Raw genomic sequence first — 21196 nt, 5'->3', positions numbered from 1 at the left:
GTGGCGTGCGTCACAACTCGATGGCCACAGTCGTATACCTGGAAGCAAGCGCTTGTCCATAAAGAATTCACCATTAAGGTGGATCTTTCCCGATTTCCGGTCAGGTCGGGGTCAGGGTGCGGTAGCCGTACCCTTGACGGGAAGACCAATCCGAGTAGGGGCCGTGATGAGTTCAGCCGGAGAGGGCCTGTCTCGTCCGCTACCTGAGCAGGTTCGCTTACATGTCGTGGAGCTGGCATCCCAGGTCCTCGGGTCGATGCCCGCTGCCACGGCGCCCCTTCCTCTCAAGGGAATCGCCAAATTCGATCCGCGTAAGCGGGCCAAACTGGGCAGCGCGCCGATCGCCGCCCAGCTCGAGACCGACAAGAAGTTCCGCGAGCTGGTCGCCGAGACGCTGATCGCGGGCTGGCCCGAGCTGATCGCGAGCCTCGCCGAGGGCGTCGTGCCCCCGGCCGCCGAGCCCGTCCTGGTCGCCGCGGCCGCCTACCTGACCCGGCCACCCGGCTGGGCGGAGATGGTGGAGTCCGCCCGCGCGGACCTGGAGCAGTCGGCGGCCGCGGCCGAGGGGTCCGCGCAGGAGCAGGCGCTCAACCGGCTGCGCGAGCAGCTCGCCGCCCAGAAGACCACGACCAAGGAGGAGTCCGACCGGCTGCGCGAACAGCTCAAGACCGCCCGGTCGGAGATCTCCGACCTGCGCCGCAAGCTGCACGACGCCCGCGAGCGGGCGAAGGCGGCGGAGAAGCGGGCCGCCGAGGTGCAGGAGACCGCGCAGGAGGCCATGGCCGTCGCGATCTCGGCGGGAAGCGCGGGGGAGAGCGAGCTGCGACGCCTCCGCGAGCGCCTGGCCGACGCCGAGCGGCAGCTGGAGTCCACGCGCCGGGCGGCCCGTGAGGGCCGCAGCGTGGAGGACACCAAGGTCCGCATGCTGCTCGACGCGCTCCAGGACGCCGCGGCCGGGCTGCGCAGGGAGCTGGCGCTGCCCTCCAGCATCCACAGGCCCGCCGACTCGGTGGCCTCGGTCGCGCCCGGCAGGCAGGGCGTCCAGGCGGTGCCCGCGCGGGCACTCGCCGACGACGATCCCGCCCTGCTCGACCAGTTGCTCGCGCTGCCGCAGATCCATCTGATCGTGGACGGCTACAACGTGACCAAGACCGGTTACGGGACGTTCACCCTCGCCGACCAGCGCAGCCGCCTGCTCACCGGTCTCGGCGCGCTGTACGCGCAGACCCGCACCGAGCTGACGTGTGTCTTCGACGGCGCGGAGCTGAACGGCCCCGTTCCGATGTCGGCCCCCAGGGGTGTCCGGGTGCTGTTCAGCGCTCCCGGCCAGATCGCCGACGACCTGATCCGTCAGCTGGTCCGCGCCGAGCCCACGGGACGCGCGGTCGCGGTGGTCTCCTCCGACCGTGAGGTGGCCGAGTCGGTCCGCCGGATGGGAGCCCGGCCGGTGCCGTCTGTATTACTTTTACGGCGTCTCGGGCGGGCCTGAACTTTTTAGCTCTATGGTTCATCGAATCCCCCCGGAGGTTGATTCGATGAAAAAGATCATAGCGCTGGTTTGCGTCGCTCTCTTTGCCGGTACGGCGGCCGCCACGGCCCCCGCCGTCCCCAAGGGTTTCCTTCTCTACGAGAAGGACGCGGCGAAGAAGGACAAAGATCCTGAAACCAACTGGAAGATCAGCAATTCGCCGAAAACCCCGCTTGAGGTGAATCCGTGCCGCAAGACCGCTCCGGGCGGGGCGGGCCGGACGGTCGCACGGACGGTGAGGTTCATCGGGGTGCCGGACTTCATGAAGGTCGAGCAGGTGATCCTGTACAACTCGCCGGCGGCCGCGCGGAAGGCCGTCGCCCAGCTTCGCGCGGCCCTGTCGGCGTGCAGGTCCACGACGGGCTCCGGCTCCGGCTACCGCTACGTCTCCGCGCCCGTGACCGGTCTCGGGGACGAGGCGCTGAGGGTCTCCGGGCAGGTCTACTACGGCAAGGCCGTCGGCGTCGGAGGCGAGCGGAGCGTGCTGGTGAGGAAGGGCGACGCCGTGCTCGTCTACGTCCGGGCGGGGGAGTACTTCAAGCCCGCCACGCGTGACTGGACCGACCAACTGCGTGACGCCAGAGCGATGACCTCGAAGATCTGCCTTATAGCCACCTGTGAGTAACGAACAAAACGCCTGAAAAGGTGAGTTGTACCTTACTTCCTCTGTACTATTCCGACCAGGGCTTGGCACTCGGGAGGCGTTGTCGTGGCCGTGGCGGGTATGCCGGTGAGACTGGTTCGGATTCCGTTGGCCGTGGGGCTTGTCCTCGCGCTGCTGATGTTGCCCGTAGGCGGTGCGTCCGCCGACCCGAAGCCGACGATCCCTCAGGCCAAGGCGAAGCTGGAGAAGCTCAACGAGCAGGCCGACCTGGTCGTCGAGAAGTACAACCAGGCCTCAGAGAAGTGGAAGAAGGCCAGGAAGAAGTACGAGACGCTGAACGGCGAGCTCACCCGCCAGGGGGAGAAGGTCGCCGGGCTGCGCAAGGAACTCGTCACGATGGCCGTCAGCACCTACCAGGTCGGCACGGTGAGCGGCTGGGAAGGCCTGGTCAACCAGGCCGACCCCGGCGACCTGCTGAACGGCATGGCCGCCGTCGACCAGCTCTCCGCCTCCCGCGCCCAGGCGCTGAACGCCTTCGACGAGGCGACCAAGACACTGCGGGCCAACCGGGACGGCGCCAAGAAGGCCCTGGCCGAGGCCGACGAGACGCGTGACGAACTGTCGGACGAGAAGGCCAAGGCCGACAAGATGGTCAAGGCCCAGACGAAGCTCCTGCGCGAACTCGGCGCCTACCAGGTGGGCAACCCCAACGGCTCCGGAGCCCAGTACACAGGTTCGGCCTCCGGCAACGCGCGAGCCGTGCTGGCCTTCGCCTACGCCCAGATCGGCAAGCCGTACCAGTTCGGCGGCACCGGCCCCAACGGCTGGGACTGCTCCGGTCTCGTCCAGGCCGCCTGGAACAGCGGCGGGGTCAGCCTTCCCCGTACGACCTGGGAGCAGTGGAGCTGGGGCGCGAGCCGCAAGGTCTCGATGAGCGATCTCCAGCCCGGCGACCTCCTCTTCAGCGAGGGGTTGGGTCACGTCGGGATATACGCGGGCAACGGCCAGATGGTTCACGCTCCCCAGACCGGAGACGTCGTCAAGGTCGTCCCCCTGTCCTCCTACGGCCGTAACTTCGTCGGAGCCGTCCGCCCCTGATCCCGCCGGGCCACGGGTTCTCGACGGAGATCTCCGATCGCCGGTCGTCCCGCGCCGTTTCGCGGGCGACGGAGGCGGGCCGGGATCCGCCGGGGGGCACCGGCGCGCACACCCCCGGGGAAGGGCGGGCGTCGGCCGGACGGCGCCGCGTGACCACCGGGTCACCCGTCGTCTTTCCGGCGCGTGACGCCCCTGTAGGCGGAATGCAAGGAGCCTGAGGTCAGATGGCCACGGCGTGGCGGGCCAGACCCGTCGGCCACACGGCTGCCACTCGACCGGGAGGCTTCCTTGATCACTACGGCCGTTCTCGTTTTTCTCGCCTTCTTCCTCGTCCTGCTTCTCGTCCTGCTCGCCGTCTCGACGTACAGCGACCTGGTTCACCGGCGTGGTGAGGTGGACGACGCCTGGGTCTGGATCGAGGTACGGCTCAAACACCGTCACGATCTCGTCGCCGAACTGGTGGAGGTCGTGAGGGGCCACGGCGCCCGCGATCGGCAGGCCCTGGAGGCGGTGGCCGCCGCGCGTTCCCGGGCGGCGGGGGCTCAGGCTCCCGCCGACCGGATGGCCGCCGAGGACCTGCTCTCCGGGGCGCTGCGAAGCCTGTTCGCGGCGACAGGGGCCCACCCGGACCTCAAGGCCGGCCGGACCCTCGCCGAGCTGAGAGAGAAGCTGGCCGCCGCCGAGGACCGGATCACCCGCTCCCGGCGGCACTACAACGACGCCGTTCTCATCTACAACAACGCGATCCAGATGAGCCCGGCCGATATCGTGGCGGGTATGGGCGGCTTCTCGCAGCGCGAATACCTCCGCGATCAGGACGAGGAGCGCCGCCCGGTGCGCGCGTGGTTCTAGGAACGATCTCCTGGTCACGGGCTACGGCCGCCGCTGGGTCGTGAGCCCGGCCGCGTCCCCCGCCGGGGCCGGAGGAGGCTCCTTCGGCCGCGCCGCGGCAACGGACATCGGCTGCCGAAGCCTGCCAACCTGGCATAACGCCCTCACCTGGGGGAATGAGCTGCGAATGCCTTCCGAAACTCGTTCCGCCGGCGGGGACACCCGCACCTTCCTTGGCGCGATCATGCGTAATCCCTTCGAGCTGGGAGCGATCGCGCCCAGCTCGAAGGCCGTGGCCCGCCTGGCCGCGTCGATCGTCCCGGACACGCACGATGCCGTGGTCGTCGAGCTCGGCGCCGGCGGCGGTGTGATCAGCGACGCGATCCGCGAACGCCTGCCGCCGGGCGGGCGGCAGCTCGCCGTCGAACTCAACGACGACATGGTCCGCCATCTGCGGCACAGCCGTCCCTGGCTGGAGGTGGCCGCCGGGGACGCGGCCGACCTGGGCAAGGTGCTGGGGCGGGCCGGGGTGGCGCAGGCCGACGCGGTCATCTCCTCGCTTCCCTGGACCCTGTTCGACGAGCAGCGGCAGAAGAGCATTCTGGACGAGGTGTCGGCCACGCTCGTCCAGGGCGGGAGGTTCAGCACCGTCATCACCCTGTCCGCGATGCCCTCGCGGAGGTTCCGGCGATTCCGCGGGCTCCTGGAGCACACCTTCACCGGCGTCGGCACCATGGGCCCGGTCTGGCTCAACGTCCCGCCCGCGCTGGTCTTCACGGCGTCGCGATCCCGTCCCGGCTCCAAGGGCTGAGAGCCGGAGGACGGGGCCGCCCGCCTCGTCCGCCGGTGGGGTTCCGTCCGTGCCAGGAGGTGCGCCGCGATCGCCGGCCTGCCGTTCGCGCCCGGTCTTCCTGCCGTCGCCGCTTGTTGTAATGATAAATGTTACGACATATGCCGCCGAACGCCCGGCGGGCTCGGCGCCCGCGCCGATGAAGGCCGATGGAGATCGCGGGCGGGAGTGAATGGTCGTGCGCGTAAATGAATGATCATGAATGGCGCCGAGGATCACACCTGGCGACGGAGGTCACATTGGCGATCAACGCAAGTGTGACGCATCTGACATAAATTGCGCATTTGCCGTTGTTGTTCATCGTATGTGACCAGGGTCATATCTCAATAGCATAAATAGCCCTTATGCAGGGACTCCGGAAAGGCGATCAACGTTTTTCGATCTTCAAACATGGGGATTGCTTTGCCGAACACTGAAGGTTCGAGGTAGTTTCTGGCCTCGCGACGTGCAAGCCATGCCGTCGCGGCGAATGTCGGCCCCAGGGCCGGTGTCCCTCATAGAAATCCAACCGGTCACCGCTTCTCCCCATCGGGGTTCGACCCCATCGCGGTGGCCCGCCGAATCCATGCAGCCAGGAGGCATGGAACCGGGGACCCAGTGGGCCCTTAACGTGTGGCCAGGGGTGAATCGGCATCTTTTGCCGTAGGGCATCTTCCCAGCCCGAATCCGTCAGCTAACCCGGTAGGCATCAGTGGAAGTCCCAAGGAGAAATCCTGTCTACCACCCTGCACAACCCCCGTTTGTCGCGCCTTTTCCGCCTTTCTGTCGGCGGGTTCGTCCTCACAATGACCGCCTCAGCCGGAGCGGTCGCATTGGGGCCGGCGGCGGCACAGGCGACGACGAACAGTGCGACCGCCCTCCAGGTCAAGAGCACGGCGAAAACCTCACAACAGGTCAAAAGCACGGCGAAGATCAGGTTGAGCAAAGTCGCACTGCAGAAGGTGAAGGCCGAGAAGGCCGTCTCCACGGCAAGGAAGCAGATCGGCGATCCGTATCGGTGGGGAGCCACCGGTCCGGGCGCGTTCGACTGCTCAGGGCTCGTCCAGTACTCATGGCGCAAAGCAGGCGTCAAGCTCCCCCGCATCACGTACAGCCAGTACAGGGCTGTCAGGAAGAAGGTCTCGTGGAGCAACTTGCGCCCCGGTGACCTGATGTTCTTCAGCGGGAAGGGCCACGTCGGCATGTACGTCGGCAAGGGCAGGATGGTCCACTCGCCGAGCAGCGGCAAGACGGTCCGGATCGTGAAGTTGGAGGGGTACTACAAGTCCTCCTTCACCGGAGCGGTCCGCCCCGGAGGCTGACCCAGGGATACGGCCCCGTTCGTCCGCGTGGACGGACGGGGCCGCTCCATGTCCGTCGAGTAGCATCAATGCATATGTCCGTCCCGAAGGGGCGCCGCGCCGTGCTCACCGGGATGCTGGCGCTGATGAGCGTCGCTCCGCTCGCCGGAGGCGGGCCGATCCCGCAGGACACGAGTGGCCTCTGGCCCGGTGCGGCCACCGTCGTGCGAGGTGAGCACTCCCTCGTGATCGGCCACGGCGTCCCGTACGCGAGCCTCCGCGATCTGGCGTCGAGGGCCGACCGCGCCCGCCGCGCCGTCGAGGGGATCTGGGGTCCGGTCCGGGCGGTGATCCTGTTCCCCGCCACGGACGCCGAGGCCGCGGCGCTCGCCGGAGCCGGCGGCACCGGTGGCCTGGCCGCCCTGGCGACCTCGGACCGGGTGATCGTCCTGCCGTCGGGATACGCGAGGCTCAGCGAGGTCGGCCGTGACGTGGTCATCACGCATGAGCTCACCCACGTGGCCACCGGCGCGACCAGGGGCGGCCGGGTGCCGATGTGGCTGTCGGAGGGCTTCGCCGACTACGTGGGCTACCGCGACGCCGGGATCGCGGTCCGCACGGTCGCGGCCGAACTGGCGGGGGAGGTGCGCGCGGGCGTCCTGCCCACCCGGCTCCCCGGGCCCGCCGACTTCGCTCCCGGCAACCCGCGGCTGGCGCAGGCCTACGAGGAGGCGTGGCTCGCCTGCCGCCTCATCGCCGAGCGCTTCGGCGAGAAGTCACTGGTGAGGCTCTACGGTAGCGATATCGGGAGCACCCTGGGCCTGACCGAGGCGGCGCTCGTCGAGGACTGGCGCGACCATCTCCGGAGGGAACTCGGATGACGCTGAGCAAGACGGACACGCCCGCGGGTCTCCGGGCGGCGGGGTGGGCGCTGGCCGCTCTCGGAGCGGTCACGCTGGCGGTCGTGGCGTTCACCACCCCCTGGCGGGAGCTGCCGGCGGGGGCGCCGGTGGTCGTGCCGGATCCGGTCCGCGACTTCTCCGGCGAGCAGATCGCCCGTGCGGAGACCTTCGACGCGCTGGTCAGCGTGCCCTCCTACCTGTCGCTCGGCCTGACCCTGATCGTCGCGGGGGTGCTGGTGGGCACCCCGCTGGGCGCGTGGCTGCTCGGCCGCCTGAGAGGACCGTGGTGGCTGCGGGTGCTGCTCGGCGTCCTGGGGCTGTCGGTGGCGGTGGCGGTCCTGCGCTGGCCGCTGGGGATGTGGTCGGAGACCCACCTGCGCGACTTCGGGCTGTCCACCCAGACCTGGGCGTCCTGGACGGCAGACCGGATCAAGAACCTCGGGGTCGGCACCGGGCTGACCGCGATCATGGTGCTCGCCGTGGTCGCGCTGGCACGGCGCTTCCGCCGCTGGTGGATCCCCGCGGCGATCGGCGCGTTCGTGCTGACCCTGCTCGCCTCGTTCGCCTACCCGGTGGTGATCGAGCCGATCTTCAACGACTTCCGGCCGATGGCCGCAGGGCAGCTCCGCGACGACCTGCTCGCCATGGCCTCCAAGGACGGCGTTCCGGTCGAGGACGTGCTCGTCGCCGACGCCTCCCGGCGGACCACGGCGCTCAACGCCTACGTCTCCGGATTCGGCGCGACCCGCAGGATCGTGGTCTACGACACGCTGCTCCAGGCCCCCGCCGACCAGGTCGAGCTGGTGGTCGCGCACGAGCTGGGCCACGCCAAGGCGGGCGACGTGCTGTACGGCACGCTCATCGGAGGCCTGGCCGCGGCGTGCGGGGCGTGCCTGCTCTACCTGGTGGCCTCGGCGGGGCCCGTACGGCGGCGCGCCGGGATCTCCTCGCTCGGCGATCCGAGGGCGGTGGGGTTGCTCATGGGCCTGCTGAGCCTGGCCACGGTCCTGTCCGGCCCCGCCCAGAACCTGATCAGCAGGCACATCGAAGCCAGGGCCGATGTGCACGCGCTGAACCTGACCAGGGACCCGGCGACGTTCATATCCATGCAGAAACGGTTGGCGATCGCCAATATCTCGGACCTGTCGCCCGACGCCTTCGAATACTTTCTCTACTCCTCCCATCCCACGACCCCGCAGCGCATCGCCCTGGCCCGCTCCTGGGCCCAGCTGAACGGCCTCCCGGTGCCATGAGCCGCGTCCTCATCGTCACCAACGACTTCCCGCCGCGGGCCGGTGGGATCCAGTCGTTCGTGTACGGCCTCGCCGCCTGCCGCCCACCGGACTCGGTGGTCGTCTACGCCCCCGAATGGCCCGGCTGCGAGAGCTTCGACCTCAGGCAGCCCTATCCGGTCGTGCGGCATCACACCTCGCTGATGCTGCCCACGCCCGTGGTCGCCCGCCGGGCGGCCGGACTGATCGCCGAGTTCAAGTGCGACACGGTGGTGTTCGGGGCGGCGGCGCCGCTCGGCCTGCTCGCGCCCAGGATGCGCGCGGCCGGGGCCCGGCGCGTCATCATGGTCACCCACGGCCACGAGGCGGCCTGGGCCGGGGTCCCGATCGCCCGCCCGCTGCTCGCGAGGATCGGCGGTCACGCCGACGTGGTGACCTACCTGGGGGAGTACACCCGGCGGAGGCTGGCGACGGTGATCCCGTCCCGAAAGCTGGTACGGCTCGCCCCCGGCGTCGACGCCGGCGTGTTCCGGCCGGACGCGGACGGCGGGCGGGTGCGCGCGGAGCTCGGCCTGGGGGATCGGCCGGTGGTGGTCTGCCTGTCCCGGCTGGTGCCGCGCAAGGGCCAGGACGTCCTCCTGCGCGCCTGGCCCCACGTGCTGCGCGCCGTTCCCGGCGGGGTGCTGCTGCTCGTCGGCGGCGGGCCGTACAGGAAGACCCTGGAGCGGCTGGCCCGGACGCTGGGCGACTCGGTCGTGATCACCGGACCGGTGCCGGAGGCGTCGCTGTCCGGCTACCTCGCCGCGGCCGACGTGTTCGCCATGCCGTGCCGTACCCGCCTGGGCGGCATCGACGTGGAGGGGCTCGGCATCGTCTACCTGGAGGCCTCCGCCAGCGGGCTGCCCGTGGTGGCGGGCTCGTCGGGCGGCGCTCCGGACGCGGTGCTGCACGGGGAGACGGGGCTGGTGGTGGACGGGACCTCCCCGCGCGAGGTCGCGGCGGCGGTGGCCGGCCTGCTGAAGGACCCGGCCGGGGCGCGGGCGATGGGAGAACGCGGGCGGGAGTGGGTCACGCGCGAGTGGGGCTGGGACCTCGTCGCCTCCCGGTTCGCTCAACTGATCGAATGTACGCAAACCTCCTAGGCCGTGCCCGGCGCCGTGTTCTAAGGTGATCCGGGCTGCGAACGGGAGGGCTTATGTACTTCGGCGGTGACTACAACCCCGAGCAGTGGCCGGAACAGGTGTGGCACGACGACGTGGTGCGCATGCGTGAGGCCGGGGTCAACCTGGTGACGGTCGGCGTCTTCTCCTGGGCCCAGCTGGAGGTGCGGGAGGGCGCCTACGAGTTCGGGTGGCTGGACCGGGTGCTCGACCTGCTGGACGCGAACGGGATCGGCGTCGACCTGGCGACGGCCACCGCGAGCCCTCCGCCGTGGTTCTCCGCCGCCCACCCGGACTCGCTCCCGATGGACGCCGGCGGGCACGTCCTGTGGCCGGGGAGCCGCCAGGCCTACTGTCCCTCCTCGCCGCACTACCGGACCGCCGCCGTACGGCTGGCGCGGGCCCTGGCCGAGCGATACCGCGACCACCCCGCGCTGCGCATGTGGCACGTCGGCAACGAGTACGGCTGCCACGTGGCGCGCTGCTACTGCGACGTCTCCGCGGCGGCGTTCCGTGACTGGCTCCGCGACCGCTACGACCTGCCCCGGCTGAACGAGGCCTGGGGCACGCGGTTCTGGTCGCAGGAGTACACCTCGTTCGAGGAGGTCCTGCCGCCGCGCAGGACCCCGGCGATCCCGAACCCCGCCCAGACGCTCGACTTCTTCCGGTTCAGCTCCGCCGAACTGCTCGCCTGCTACCTGGCCGAGCTGGAGGTGCTGCGCGAGGTGAGTCCCGGAGTCCCGGTGACCACCAACTTCATGGCCGGACTTCACTGGGACGTCGACTACTGGGAGTGGGCGCCGCACGTGGACGTGGTCTCCACCGACCACTACCTCCGCGCCCACGACCCCGAGGCCCACATCGACCTGGCCTTCGCCGCCGACATCACCCGGGGCCTCGCGGGCGGGGCGCCGTGGCTGCTGATGGAGCACTCCACCAGCGCGGTCAACTGGCAGCCGCGCAACATCCCCAAGACCCCCGGCCAGATGCGCCGCAACTCCCTGGCCCACGTGGCCAGGGGATCCGACGGCGCGCTGTTCTTCCAGTGGCGGGCCTCCCGCGCGGGGGCGGAGAAGTACCACTCCGCGCTGCTCCCGCACGCGGGCGTGGACTCACGCGTCTGGCGGGAGGTCTGCGAGCTCGGCGCCGACCTGCGCAGGCTGGAGGAGGTCGAGGGCTCCAGGGTCGGCGCCGACGTGGCGATCGTGTTCGACTGGCAGAGCGTGTGGGCGCAGGAACAGCCCAGCCATCCGAGCACCGACATGACCGTGCGCGACGAACTCGCCGCCTGGCACCGGGCCCTGTGGCGGCTCGGCGTCACCGTGGACTTCCTCCCGGCCCACGGCGACTTCAGCTCCTACCCGCTGCTCCTGCTGCCCTCGCTGTACGTGCTGCGCGAGACCGACCGGGCGGCCCTGGACTTCTACGTCGAAGGCGGCGGCACGCTGGTCGTCGGCGCCTACTCCGGGGTCGTCGACGAGAACGACGCCGTCTGGACCGGCGGATACCCCGGCGCCCTGCGCGACCTTCTCGGGGTCCGCATGGAGGAGTTCGTGCCTCTGGGCGAGGGCGGGACGGTGACGCTGTCCGACGGCTCCACCGGCGGGATCTGGCGCGAGCTCGGCCGCGCCACCACCGCCGAGGTGATCGCCTCCTACACCGACGGCCCCGGTGACGGTTCACCCGGAGGCGTGGGCCTCGGAGGTCCCCTCGCCGGGGAGGAAGGCGGCCTCCCCGACGGGAACGCCGCCCCGGGCGGGCGCTTCGCCCCGGCCGCGCACGACCCCTGGGCCCGCCACCTCGCGGGGGCACCCGCCATCACCCGCAACGCGCACGGCTCCGGTGCGGCCTGGTACGTCTCCACCCGGCTGGACGACGCCTCCCTGGGGCGCCTGCTCGCCCGGATCGCCGCCGAGACGGGCGTCGCCGTACCGGCTCCCGGCCTGGAGCTCGTCCGGCGGAGTCACGCCGACGGCTCCACCTACCTGTTCGCGATCAACCACGACGACGAGAAGGACGTCGACCTGGCCGAGTCGGGCACCGACCTGCTCACCGGGAGGGACTTCCCCGGTACGGTGCCCGCGGGCGGCGTCGCCGTGATCAGGCGGCGACCGGAGGCCGGGTAGGCGCTGGTCACTTGGTGGAGCCCAGGGTGAGACCGGCGATGAAGTGCTTGTGGAGGAGCTGGAAGACGATGAGCGTGGGGAGCGCGACGAGCACCGACCCGGCGGCGAGCAGGTTGTAGTCGGTGAAGAACTGGCCGCGGAGGTTGTTCAGCGCGCTGGTCACGGGGAGCTTGTCGCCGGAGGACATCAGCACCAGCGCCCAGAGGAAGTCGTTGTACATCCAGGTGAACTGGAGCGTGCCCAGCGCGGCCAGGGCCGGACGGCACAGCGGCAGGGTGAGCTGCCAGTAGCGCCGCCACACGCCGGCCCCGTCCACCAGGGCGGCCTCGGTGATCGACTCGGGGATCGTGCGCATGAAGTTGGCGAGCACGAACACGCAGAAGCCGAACTGGAACGCCACGTGGATGAGGATCAGCCCGAGATAGGAGTCGTAGAGGGACAGCGAGTCCGACAGCCACCAGGGCAGCGGGATCATCGTGTAGAGCGTGTAGAGCGGAGTGATCAGCACCTGGGGCGGAAGCAGGTTGCCCGCGGTGAAGACGATCAGCAGGACACGGCGGCCGGGGATGCGCAGCCGGGCGATGACGAACGCGGTGAACGAGGCGAGCAGCAGGGTCAGGATCACGCCCGGGACCACGATGACGAGCGTGTTGAGGTAGTACTTGGGCAGTTCGGCCTGGGTCCACGCCTCGCTGTAGTAGTCGAGCGTGAGCGTCTCCGGCAGGGAGAGGTAGCCGAGCCTGGCCGTCTCCTGGTAGGGCCGGAGCGAGGCGTAGAGGGCGAGCGCCAGCGGGACGAACCAGCCCAGCGCCACCAGTCCCAGGAAGACGTGGAGCAGGATCCGCAGCGGCCTGACCCGGCGGGCCGGGAGGGCCGGGGCGGGGGCGCCGGTGGCCGGTGTCAACGCTCCTCCCTGAAGAGCTGCGTCAGGTAGACGACGATGAACCCCATGGAGATCACCAGCAGGACGACCGCGATCGCCGAGCCGAAGCCGATCCGGCTGGCCTCGCCGACGATGTTCTCGGTGACGAGCACCGACAGCAGCTCCAGGCCGTTCCTGCCCTTGTTGATGGCGTAGACGATGTCGAACGCGCGCAACGCCTCGATGACCGTGATGACGAGGACGATGACGTTGATCGGGCGGAGCGTGGGGAACACCACCCGGAAGAACGCCTGCGTCTCGCTGGCGCCGTCGATCGCGGCGGCCTCCTTCAGCGCGGGGTCTACCGCCTTGAGGCCCGCGAGATAGATGATCATCACGTAGCCGACGTGCCGCCAGGCCGCCGCGACCATGACGACCCAGATGTTGACCGACGGATCGCCCAGCCAGTCGGTGCCCATCCCGGTCACCGCGTTGAGCACGCCGTAGTCCTGGGAGTAGACGAGCTGCGCGATGAAGCCGACCACCGCCAGCGAGAGCACCACCGGCATGTAGAGCGCGCCCTGGTAGATCCGGGAGAACCGGATGCGCCGGTCGAGCAGCACCGCGCAGAACAGTCCGAACGGCGTGGCGACCAGGCCGAGGAAGGCCAGCCAGAGCACGTTGTTGCGGACGGCGGTCCAGAACGGCGGGTAGGAGGTGGCGAGGTCGTGGTAGTTCTCGCCGCCGACCCAGCGGAGCTCGGAGATGCCGTTCCAGTCGGTGCCGGACAGCGCGACCGAGGCCAGCGTGGGTCCCCAGATGAAGGCCACGTTGACGGTGATCGCGATGCCCAGCCCGACGGTCAGGACGATCACGTCGCGTGTGGAGTGGCGACGGGCTCGCAGGCGCGTCACCGGAAGATGTTGGCTTTCTGCGCCTCGATGTCCTTCAGCAGGGCGTCGATGTCGTCCGGCTCGCCGATGAACCGCTGCAGGGCGGGGATCATGACGGTCGAGGCGAAGTCGGGACGGGTGTCGCGGTCGAGGAACTGGGAGATGTGCGTGGCCTGGGAGACGAGCTCGGCGCCGCGCTTCTGCAGCGCGCTGTAGCCGCTCGTGTCGGCCTTGGAACTGGCGGCGAGCGTGCCGGGGTCGAGCTTGGTCGCCACGTCCTGCGACGCGGCGGAGGCGAGGTGCTTGAGGAGCTGTTTGGCCCCGTCCACGTTCTTGGCCTTCGCCGAGATCATGTAACCGTCGATCGGCGCCTCCACCGATTCCTGGCCGAACTGCGGGTTGATCGAGGGGAAGGCGAAGAAGTCGAGGTCGTCGAGGTCGCTCCCGGGGAACTGCTGGGCGACGAACATGCCCAGCAGGTACATCCCCGTCTTCTTCTGCTGCAGCGACTGGGCGGCCTCCTGCCAGGTGCGCCCGTTGGCGCCCGGCTGGTGGTGCTCCAGGAGCCCGCGCCAGGTGTCGAAGACCTGTCTGACCCTGGGGTCGGTCCACGACTCCTTGCCCGCCATGAGCGAGATGTGGAAGTCGTAGCCGTTGACCCGCAGGTTGACGATGTCGAAGGTGCCCATCGCCGGCCAGCCGTCCTTGTCGGCGAAGGCGATCGGGATCAGCCCGTCGGACTTCATCCTCCCGGCCAGGGCGGTGAACTCGTCGAGGGTCTCGGGCACCTCGTAGCCCTTCTCCTCCCACACGCTCTTGCGATAGAAGACGGCCCAGGGGTAGTAGGTGAACGGCACGAAGTACTGCTTGCCGTCCGACCCCGTCGCGGCCTGTTTGAAGGCGGGGGTGTAGTCGGCGCCGATCTCCTGCCAGACGTCGGAGATGTCCGTCGCGAGCCCCTGCTCGGCGAAGAACCGCATCCGGTAACCGGCGAACCAGGTGAACACGTCGTCCGGCGCGCCCTGGAGGTAGCGGTTGATGTTCTCCTGGAACGTGTTGTGGTCAACCGTGTTGATCTTCACGTCCGCCTGGGTGAACGCCTGCAGGACGGTCTGCAGCGACTTCTTGGGAACCTCGTCGGAGGCGTTCGAGCCGATGGACACCGTGCCCCGGGCCGCGGTTCCGCCTGCGCCGGGGGCACCCTGGTCAGCGGGGTTGGAACAGCCGGCCAGGATGGCCGGAACGCCGAACGCGGCGGCTCCGAGCAGTGCGTTCTGAAGCATGGTCCGGCGAGACATCGACAGTGGGTGGGTCATGGCTTCTCCTGACCGAAGTGCTCATGTTCCCCCGAAAACCCTCATGTTTCATCACATAGAAGATCGAATATGCGGACTTGTCAATGAACTTTCGCATCACTGTTGATTTATGATGCTTTGCGCAAAGGCCGGAGAACGCCCGCACGACGTCGCCTCACCGGCGTGGCCGGGAACGCGAAAGGCCGCGGCGACCACCGGGGTCTCCGCGGCCCATCCGGGTGGCGTCAGCCGTACAGGGCGTCGACCTGCTTGGCGAAGTCGCGCATCACGATGTTGCGCTTGACCTTGAGGGTCGGGGTCAGGTGCCCGCTCTCCTCGGTGATGTCGATGTCGAGCACCGAGAACTTCTTGATCTGCTCGGCCTTGGAGACGAACCGGTTGGCGTTGTCCACCGCCTTTTGCACCTCGGCGAGGACGGCCGGGTCGGTGCTGAGCTCGGCGAGGGTGGCCCCCGCCCTGCCGTTGGCCGCCTTCCACTGCTCCAGGGCCTCGGGGTCGAGCGTGACGAGCGCCGCGATGAACGGTCTGTCGTCGCCGACCACCAGCGCCTGGCTGACCAGCGGGTGGGCGCGGATGTGGTCCTCCATCGGACCCGGGGCGACGTTCTTGCCCGCGCCGGTGACGATGAGCTCCTTCTTGCGGCCGGTGATGCGCAGGTAGCCGTCCTGGTCGAGCTCGCCGACGTCGCCGGTGTGGAACCAGCCGCCGGTGTCGATCGCCTCGGCGGTGGCCTCGGCGTTGTTCCAGTAGCCGTCGAAGAGGTGGCGGCCCTTGACCAGCACCTCGCCGTCCTCGCCGATGCCGATCGTGACGCCGGGGAACGGCTTGCCGACCGTGCCGATCTTGTTGGCCCCCGGCAGGTTGACCGTGGACGGCGCCGAGGTCTCGGTCAGGCCCCAGCCCTCGAAGACCTCGATGCCCACGCCGCGGAAGAAGTGGCCGAGCCGCTCGCCCAGGGCGGAGCCGCCGGACACCGCGCCCCAGAGGCTGCCGCCGGTGGCGGCGCGGAGCTTGCCGTACACGAGCTTGTCGAACAGGGTGTGCTTGAGCCGCAGGCCCAGCCCGGCGCCGCCCGCCGACTGCGCCCGGCTCCAGGCGACGGCGGTGTCGGCGGCGGCGTGGAAGATCTTGCCCTTGCCGTCGGCGGTGGCCTTCTGCTCGGCGGAGTTGTAGACCTTCTCGAACACCCGGGGCACGCCCAGCAGGAACGTGGGCTTGAACCCCTGCAGGTCGGGGCCCACGTTCTTCATGTTCGGCGTGTGCGCGAGGATCGTGCCGGTCTCGATCAGCACGACCTCGATGATGCGGGCGAAGGAGTGCGCGAGCGGGAGGAACAGCAGCGCCGCCCTGTTCTCCACGACGAAGAGGGGCTCCAGCGGGCCCGTCGCCACGTTCCTGGCGGTGAACAGCAGGTTGTCGTGGGTCAGGCGGCAACCCTTGGGCCTGCCGGTGGTGCCGGAGGTGTAGACGATGGTGGCCAGGTCCGGGCCGCCGCGAGCGGTCCTGCGCTCGGCCAGCGTCTCGTCGGGCACCCCGGAGCCGCTCGCGGTCAGCTCGTCCAGGGCGCCGCCCTCGACGCGCCAGACGTTCTTGAGCTCGGGAAGCTCGGACGCGCTCTCGCGCACGGTCTCCTCGTGCGACTCCAGTTCGACGAAGACGGCCTTCGCGCCGCTGTCGGAGATGATCCACTTGACCTGGTCGGCGGAGGAGGTCTCGTAGATCGGCACGCCGACCGCGCCGGCGGACCAGATCGCGTAGTCGATCACGGTCCACTCGTAGCGGGTGCGTGACATCAGGGCCACCCGGTCGCCGGGCTCGACGCCCGCCGCGATCAACCCCTTGGCCACTGCGGCGACCTGGTCGCGAAACTCCTTCGCGGTGACGGCGGTCCAGTCTTCGCCGGTCTTACGGCGCAGGGCGACGACGCCCGGCTCCTCATCGGCGCGCTGGAACACCGTGTCGGTCAGGTTGGCGGAGGGGGGGACATCCACCAGTACGGGGACGCTGTACTCGCGCACGGTCACTCCTGAAGACGCACGGATCAATGGGCTGCCTGGAAGCTACCGCGATACGTGACGTGCGAGCAGATCCGTCATCCAGGCGTTACGAGGGCAAATTCCACCGTACCAAGCCGGTGGGGGCCTCGCGGGGCGACGCACCCATCGCTCGTCACCGCGTTCGGCCTGCTCTCCGTACGCTGATGGGTGAATAGTTAGGATGTCCGGCATGCGGGTTCATGTCGTAAGCGATGTGCACGGAAGGGCCGACGCCCTGGCTCGTGCGGGTGACGGCGCGGACGCACTGATCTGCCTGGGCGACCTGATCCTGTTCGTCGACTACCACGACTACTCCCAGGGCATCTTCCCCGAGCTGTTCGGGGTGGAGAGGACGGCGGAGTTCATCGCGCTGCGCACGGCCAAGCGGTTCGACGAGGCGCGGGCGATGTCCGCCGCGCTCTGGGCGTCGCTGGACGGCGATCCGCGCGACCACATCGAGCGTTCCGTCCGGCGGCAGTACGGTGAGATCTTCGCCGCGATGCCCACCCCCGCCTACATCACCCACGGCAACGTGGACGTCCCCCGCTACTGGCCCGAATACGTCAGGCGGGGCCATCACGTGCTCGACGGGGAGACCGCGGAGATCGGCGGCCTCCGGTTCGGTTTCGTCGGCGGCGGGCTGCGCACGCAGTACCGGACGCCGAACGAGATCGACGACGAGGAGTTCGCCCGCAAGGTCGAGGCCGTGGGCGAGGTGGACGTGCTCTGCTGCCACATCCCGCCCGCCGTCCCCGAACTGCTCTACGACGTGGTCGCCCGGCGCTTCGAGCGGGGGAGCGAGGCCACGCTGGAGTTGATCAGGCGGACCCAGCCGCGCTACGCCCTGTTCGGTCACGTGCACCAGCCGCTCGCGAGCCGTACCCGCATCGGCAGGACCGAATGTCTCAACGTGGGCCATTTCCGCAGCAAGGGAGTTCCCTTCGCGCTCGAGTGGTGAGACGGAGGATCGACCGGTGCGTCAGAGGTTCGCGGGGAAACGGCGAACCAGTACGGTAAGCCCATGGCTGATCGCACGACCTCCAGCATCACGATCGGCGCGGGCCGATCGACCATCATGACGGTGATCGCCGACTTCGGCTCCTACCCCGAGTGGGCGGGCCAGGTGAAGTCCGCGCGCGTCCTCTCCACCGGGGAGGACGGCCGCCCGGCGACGGTCAGGTTCGTCCTGGACGCGGGCGTGATCAGTGACGAGTACACCCTCGGCTACACCTGGCGAGACGAGGACGCCGTCGACTGGAGCGTCGTCGAGCCGGGGAAGATGGTCTCGCAGCTCACCGGAAGTTACCGCCTGGCCGACGTGGGCAGCGGTACCGAGGTGACGTACGAACTCGCCGTCGATCTCAAGGTTCCCATGATCGGCATGATCAAGCGGAAGGCGGAGAAGGTCATCATCGACACCGCCCTGAAGGGACTGAAGAAGCGCGTCGAGACGGCATGAGAGGGCAGGGAGAGCCGGCCGGAGCCCCCGCGGGGGCAGGCCCCCGGCCGTCTCCGGAGGAGGTCGCGTGAGCAGGGTCCTGTTGTTCACCGGTAAGGGCGGCGTCGGCAAGACGACCGCCGCGGCGGCGACGGCCACCCTCGCGGCCAGGTCCGGGCTCAAGACACTGGTGGTCTCCACCGACACCGCGCACTCGCTGGCCGACGCGCTCGGTGTGAGCGTCGCCGACGAGCCCACCGAGGTCGCGCCCGGTCTCTCCCTCTACCAGGTGGACACCCAGAAGGCGCTGGAGCGCCAGTGGGGTGAACTGCGCGACTACGCCAGGGGCGTCCTCGCGGAGCTGGGCCTGGACGAGGTCACCGCCGAGGAGATCACGGTGCTGCCCGGCGCCGAGGAGATCATCGCCCTGCTGGAGTTGCGCGAGCAGGCCCGTACCGGGCGCTGGGAGGTGATCGTCATCGACTGCGCGCCCACCGCCGAGACGCTCCGCCTGCTCGCCCTGCCCGAGGCCCTCGACTGGCACATGAACCGGCTGCTGCCGGTCGGCAGGCGGCTCCTTCGCGCCGTCTCCCCGCTGGTCCGCCGGTTCGCGCAGGTCAGCATGCCGCAGGAACACGTGGTCGGTGCGGGGGAGCGGCTCCATCGGAGCCTGATGGAGGTGCGGGAGCTCCTCACCGGGCCCGGCGCGAGCGTCCGGCTGGTGCTCACCCCCGAGGCCGTCGTGCTGGCCGAGGCCCGCCGTACGCTCACCTCTCTCAGCCTGTACGGCTACCGCGTCGACGCGGTGATCGCCAACCGGGTCTTCCCGGCCGGGGGCGCCGACCCGTGGCGGCAGAGATGGGTGGAGGCCCAGTCCAGGCATCTGGCCGAGGTGGAGCAGTCCTTCGCCCCGCTGCCCATCCACGTCGTGCCCTACCTGGACGCCGAGCCCGTCGGCCCCGACGCCCTCGCCGGCGTCGCCGAGGTCATGTACGGGGAGACGGACCCCTTCGCCCCGCCGACGGTGGACCCGCCGCTGCGGATCACTCCCGAGGGGGAGCTGATCCTGGCCCTGCCGCTCGCCGGGAAGGGCGAGGTGGATCTGTCCCGCAAGGGCGACGAACTGATCGTCAACGTGGGTTCCTACCGCCGGGTCCTGGCCCTGCCCGCGGCCCTGGCTCGCAGGTCCGTGCGGGAAGCCGCGCTCCGAGACGGGTTTCTCCGGGTACGGTTCGAGTCGGGAGGGCCTGATGACAGAGAACACGAATGACGCCCAGCAGAACCAGAAGGCCAAGAAGGCCGGACCGGCGCGGAAGGCGAAGGCCGCCGAGGCCGCCGGCGAGGCGCGGCCGACGCGGCGGGACGAGCGGTCCGAGCCCGTTGAGCGGCCTGAGCCCGTTGAGCGGTCCGAGCGCGTTGAACGGCCTGAGCGGTCCGAGCGCGTTGAGCGGTCTGAGCGGTCCGAGCGTGTTGAACGGCCCGGAAGAGACGAACGGACCGAGCGGTCCGAACGGTCCGGGCGAGACGAGCGGTCCGAACGGTCCGAGCGGTCCGGGCGGGACGAGCGGTCCGAGCGGGACAGGAACGACAGGGATCCGCTGAGTGCCGCGACCGAAGAGGCGTTCAAGCTTTTCGAGACGTTCCAGCAGAAAGCCGCCAGGGAGCTGCGCAAGAATCTGATCAAGGGAACGATGAGCGGATTCGGCGGAGCGTTCTCCGGCGGCGGCGGACGCGGCAAAAGCCAGGACGTGTGGGAGGAAGCGGTCTCCGAGCATGAGGAGTACATCTGCCGGGCCTGCCCCGTCTGCCGCGCGATGGCCGCGCAGCGCGAGTCGGGGGGCGCGGTCACCGATCACCTCATGCAGGCCGGTACCGAGCTGTTCGCCGCGTTCAAGTCGGCCGTCGACGGGTTGAACAAGCCCTCGCCCACACAGCGGGCGCGGGAGCGCGGGCAGGAAGAAACCCCCGTGGAGCACATCGACCTGGGGTGAGCCCAGGGGGAGAGGGCGGATACACAATGGCGCTGACCATCGGCGTTGACATCGGCGGTACCAAGGTCGCGGCGGGAGTCGTGGACGAGGACGGCAATATCGTCGAGCACCTTCTACGGCCCACCCCGGCGGAGAACCCGGAGCAGGTCGCCAACACGATCGGTGACGTGGTCCTGGAGCTCGCGAAGGACCGGGAGATCGAGGCCGTGGGCCTGGGCGCCGCCGGGTTCGTCGACGAGACCCGCTCCGTCGTGCGCTTCGCCCCCAACCTCGCCTGGCGCGAGGAACCGCTGCAGAAGAAGGTGTCCGACCTCGTCGGGCTGCCCGTCGTGGTGGAGAACGACGCCAACGCGATGGCGTGGGGCGAGGCCAGGTTCGGCGCCGGGCGCGGCGAGACCCACGTGGTGTGCGTGACCGTCGGCACCGGCATCGGCGGCGGCATCGTGCTTGACGGCTCCCTCTACCGGGGGCGCTGGGGCATGGGCGCCGAACTCGGCCACATGCAGGTGGTCCCGCAGGGGCGTCAGTGCGGGTGCGGCAACCTGGGCTGCTGGGAGCAGTACGCCAGCGGCAGCGCCCTGGTGATCGACGCCAGGGAGATCGCCCAGGCCACCCCGGAACGGGCCGACAAGCTGCTGAAGATCGCCGGCGGTGCGCCCGAGCTCATCGAGGGACAGGAGGTCACCGAGGCCGCCCGACAGGGTGACCCGGCGGCGCTGGAGGCGTTCTCCTTGCTCGCCCAGTGGCTCGGCCGGGGCATGGCCGACCTCGCCGCGATCCTCGATCCGGGCTGTTTCATCCTCGGCGGCGGCGTCTCCCGTGCCGCGGATCTCTGGCTCGATCAGACCCGCGAGTTCTTCGCCGGCTACCTGACGGGCAGGGGGCATCGGCCACTGGCCGAGATCCGTCTGGCCGAGCTCGGCGCGTCGGCGGGTGTGGTCGGCGCCGCCGACCTCGCGAGGAGACGCTGACCTCGAATCCCCATCCCGAAGACGTTGATCTCGGGTCTGACCCCAGGGGCTGATCAAAAGCTTTTTTGCTTCGGGCAC

General features: G+C 69.6%; 19 protein-coding genes and 1 riboswitch. Of the genes, 15 read left to right on the top strand and 4 right to left on the bottom strand.

Translation table 11 applies throughout. The features are described 5' to 3' along the window. The first annotated feature begins 226 nt into the window (after positions 1–226). The 10 genes from J2853_RS21750 to J2853_RS21705 all read left to right on the top strand — a co-directional run bounded on the left by J2853_RS21750 (position 227) and on the right by J2853_RS21705 (position 11611). Positions 227–1489 carry an NYN domain-containing protein gene (locus J2853_RS21750; protein WP_307560741.1) on the top strand — a complete coding sequence of 421 codons (1263 nt, stop codon included), beginning with the start codon at positions 227–229 and terminating at the stop codon, positions 1487–1489. 46 nt (positions 1490–1535) lie between these two features. After that, a complete protein-coding gene (locus J2853_RS21745; protein WP_307560739.1) occupies positions 1536–2153 on the top strand; it encodes a hypothetical protein in 618 nt (205 codons plus the stop codon). A 132-nt stretch (positions 2154–2285) separates the two neighbouring features. After that, a complete protein-coding gene (locus J2853_RS21740; protein WP_307560737.1) occupies positions 2286–3230 on the top strand; it encodes a C40 family peptidase in 945 nt (314 codons plus the stop codon). 288 nt (positions 3231–3518) lie between these two features. Beyond that, positions 3519–4082, top strand: a complete 564-nt coding sequence (locus J2853_RS21735) for a LemA family protein (protein WP_307560735.1) — start codon at positions 3519–3521, stop codon at positions 4080–4082. Positions 4083–4248: 166 nt separating this feature from the next. Beyond that, the gene (locus tag J2853_RS21730; protein ID WP_307560733.1) at positions 4249–4872 is read left to right on the top strand and encodes a class I SAM-dependent methyltransferase; all 624 of its coding nucleotides are present in this window, start codon (positions 4249–4251) and stop codon (positions 4870–4872) included. Positions 4873–5456: 584 nt separating this feature from the next. Then, positions 5457–5614, top strand: a riboswitch (cyclic di-AMP (ydaO/yuaA leader). Between the two features lie 82 nt (positions 5615–5696). After that, the gene (locus J2853_RS21725) at positions 5697–6212 is read left to right on the top strand and encodes a C40 family peptidase (RefSeq protein WP_307560731.1); all 516 of its coding nucleotides are present in this window, start codon (positions 5697–5699) and stop codon (positions 6210–6212) included. A 74-nt stretch (positions 6213–6286) separates the two neighbouring features. Then, positions 6287–7072, top strand: a complete 786-nt coding sequence (locus tag J2853_RS21720) for a hypothetical protein (RefSeq protein WP_307560729.1) — start codon at positions 6287–6289, stop codon at positions 7070–7072. Beyond that, entirely contained in the window at positions 7069–8346 is a 1278-nt protein-coding gene (locus J2853_RS21715) for a M48 family metallopeptidase (RefSeq protein ID WP_307560727.1), read from the top strand. Before J2853_RS21720 ends, J2853_RS21715 begins: the two co-directional genes overlap by 4 nt. Next, positions 8343–9467 (top strand): glycosyltransferase family 4 protein, encoded by a 1125-nt coding sequence (locus J2853_RS21710; protein WP_307560725.1) that lies wholly within the window; start codon positions 8343–8345, stop codon positions 9465–9467. The genes J2853_RS21715 and J2853_RS21710 overlap by 4 nt, the downstream gene beginning before the upstream one ends. Before the next feature lie 53 nt (positions 9468–9520). After that, positions 9521–11611: a beta-galactosidase gene (locus tag J2853_RS21705; RefSeq protein WP_307560723.1), complete on the top strand. Its 2091-nt coding sequence runs from the start codon at positions 9521–9523 to the stop codon at positions 11609–11611. A 7-nt stretch (positions 11612–11618) separates the two neighbouring features. Here the strand turns inward: J2853_RS21705 and J2853_RS21700 are convergent, their stop codons facing one another. The 4 genes from J2853_RS21700 to J2853_RS21685 all read right to left on the bottom strand — a co-directional run bounded on the left by J2853_RS21700 (position 11619) and on the right by J2853_RS21685 (position 16700). Further along, entirely contained in the window at positions 11619–12515 is an 897-nt protein-coding gene (locus tag J2853_RS21700) for a carbohydrate ABC transporter permease (protein WP_307560721.1), read from the bottom strand. Further along, entirely contained in the window at positions 12512–13387 is an 876-nt protein-coding gene (locus J2853_RS21695) for a carbohydrate ABC transporter permease (RefSeq protein WP_307560719.1), read from the bottom strand. Before J2853_RS21695 ends, J2853_RS21700 begins: the two co-directional genes overlap by 4 nt. Then, on the bottom strand, positions 13384–14682 hold the full coding sequence (locus J2853_RS21690; RefSeq protein ID WP_307560718.1) for an ABC transporter substrate-binding protein: 1299 nt from the start codon (positions 14680–14682) through the stop codon (positions 13384–13386). Before J2853_RS21690 ends, J2853_RS21695 begins: the two co-directional genes overlap by 4 nt. A gap of 224 nt (positions 14683–14906) precedes the next feature. Continuing rightward, positions 14907–16700 (bottom strand): AMP-dependent synthetase/ligase, encoded by a 1794-nt coding sequence (locus J2853_RS21685; RefSeq protein WP_307560716.1) that lies wholly within the window; start codon positions 16698–16700, stop codon positions 14907–14909. A 208-nt stretch (positions 16701–16908) separates the two neighbouring features. Between J2853_RS21685 and J2853_RS21680 the strand changes: the two genes are divergently transcribed. The 5 genes from J2853_RS21680 (at position 16909) to J2853_RS21660 (ending at position 21118) form a co-directional block, all read left to right on the top strand. Beyond that, a complete protein-coding gene (locus tag J2853_RS21680) occupies positions 16909–17676 on the top strand; it encodes a metallophosphoesterase family protein (protein WP_307560714.1) in 768 nt (255 codons plus the stop codon). A 63-nt stretch (positions 17677–17739) separates the two neighbouring features. Then, positions 17740–18177 carry an SRPBCC family protein gene (locus tag J2853_RS21675; RefSeq protein ID WP_307560712.1) on the top strand — a complete coding sequence of 146 codons (438 nt, stop codon included), beginning with the start codon at positions 17740–17742 and terminating at the stop codon, positions 18175–18177. A gap of 67 nt (positions 18178–18244) precedes the next feature. Next, positions 18245–19426 carry an ArsA family ATPase gene (locus J2853_RS21670; RefSeq protein ID WP_307560710.1) on the top strand — a complete coding sequence of 394 codons (1182 nt, stop codon included), beginning with the start codon at positions 18245–18247 and terminating at the stop codon, positions 19424–19426. Continuing rightward, positions 19407–20147, top strand: coding sequence for a hypothetical protein (locus J2853_RS21665; protein WP_307560708.1), 741 nt, complete (start codon positions 19407–19409; stop codon positions 20145–20147). Before J2853_RS21670 ends, J2853_RS21665 begins: the two co-directional genes overlap by 20 nt. A gap of 26 nt (positions 20148–20173) precedes the next feature. Continuing rightward, positions 20174–21118 (top strand): ROK family glucokinase, encoded by a 945-nt coding sequence (locus tag J2853_RS21660; protein ID WP_307560706.1) that lies wholly within the window; start codon positions 20174–20176, stop codon positions 21116–21118. Positions 21119–21196: the final 78 nt, after the last annotated feature.

It is taken from the genome of Streptosporangium lutulentum (assembly GCF_030811455.1).
GTDB lineage: Bacteria > Actinomycetota > Actinomycetes > Streptosporangiales > Streptosporangiaceae > Streptosporangium > Streptosporangium lutulentum.
The sequence above is the reverse complement of the archived record's forward strand: the minus strand, read 5'-3'. Positions and strand labels throughout refer to the sequence as shown.

What these genes read in the sequence shown, in the direction of transcription:
- J2853_RS21725 (WP_307560731.1), top strand. Translation starts at nt 5,697, where the DNA reads ATGACCGCCTCAGCCGGAGCGGTCGCATTGGGGCCGGCGGCGGCACAG.
- J2853_RS21690 (WP_307560718.1), bottom strand. Translation starts at nt 14,682, where the DNA reads ATGACCCACCCACTGTCGATGTCTCGCCGGACCATGCTTCAGAACGCA.
- J2853_RS21710 (WP_307560725.1), top strand. Translation starts at nt 8,343, where the DNA reads ATGAGCCGCGTCCTCATCGTCACCAACGACTTCCCGCCGCGGGCCGGT.
- J2853_RS21730 (WP_307560733.1), top strand. Translation starts at nt 4,249, where the DNA reads ATGCCTTCCGAAACTCGTTCCGCCGGCGGGGACACCCGCACCTTCCTT.
- J2853_RS21705 (WP_307560723.1), top strand. Translation starts at nt 9,521, where the DNA reads ATGTACTTCGGCGGTGACTACAACCCCGAGCAGTGGCCGGAACAGGTG.
- J2853_RS21675 (WP_307560712.1), top strand. Translation starts at nt 17,740, where the DNA reads ATGGCTGATCGCACGACCTCCAGCATCACGATCGGCGCGGGCCGATCG.
- J2853_RS21720 (WP_307560729.1), top strand. Translation starts at nt 6,287, where the DNA reads ATGTCCGTCCCGAAGGGGCGCCGCGCCGTGCTCACCGGGATGCTGGCG.
- J2853_RS21715 (WP_307560727.1), top strand. Translation starts at nt 7,069, where the DNA reads ATGACGCTGAGCAAGACGGACACGCCCGCGGGTCTCCGGGCGGCGGGG.
- J2853_RS21680 (WP_307560714.1), top strand. Translation starts at nt 16,909, where the DNA reads ATGCGGGTTCATGTCGTAAGCGATGTGCACGGAAGGGCCGACGCCCTG.
- J2853_RS21660 (WP_307560706.1), top strand. Translation starts at nt 20,174, where the DNA reads ATGGCGCTGACCATCGGCGTTGACATCGGCGGTACCAAGGTCGCGGCG.
- J2853_RS21745 (WP_307560739.1), top strand. Translation starts at nt 1,536, where the DNA reads ATGAAAAAGATCATAGCGCTGGTTTGCGTCGCTCTCTTTGCCGGTACG.
- J2853_RS21665 (WP_307560708.1), top strand. Translation starts at nt 19,407, where the DNA reads ATGACAGAGAACACGAATGACGCCCAGCAGAACCAGAAGGCCAAGAAG.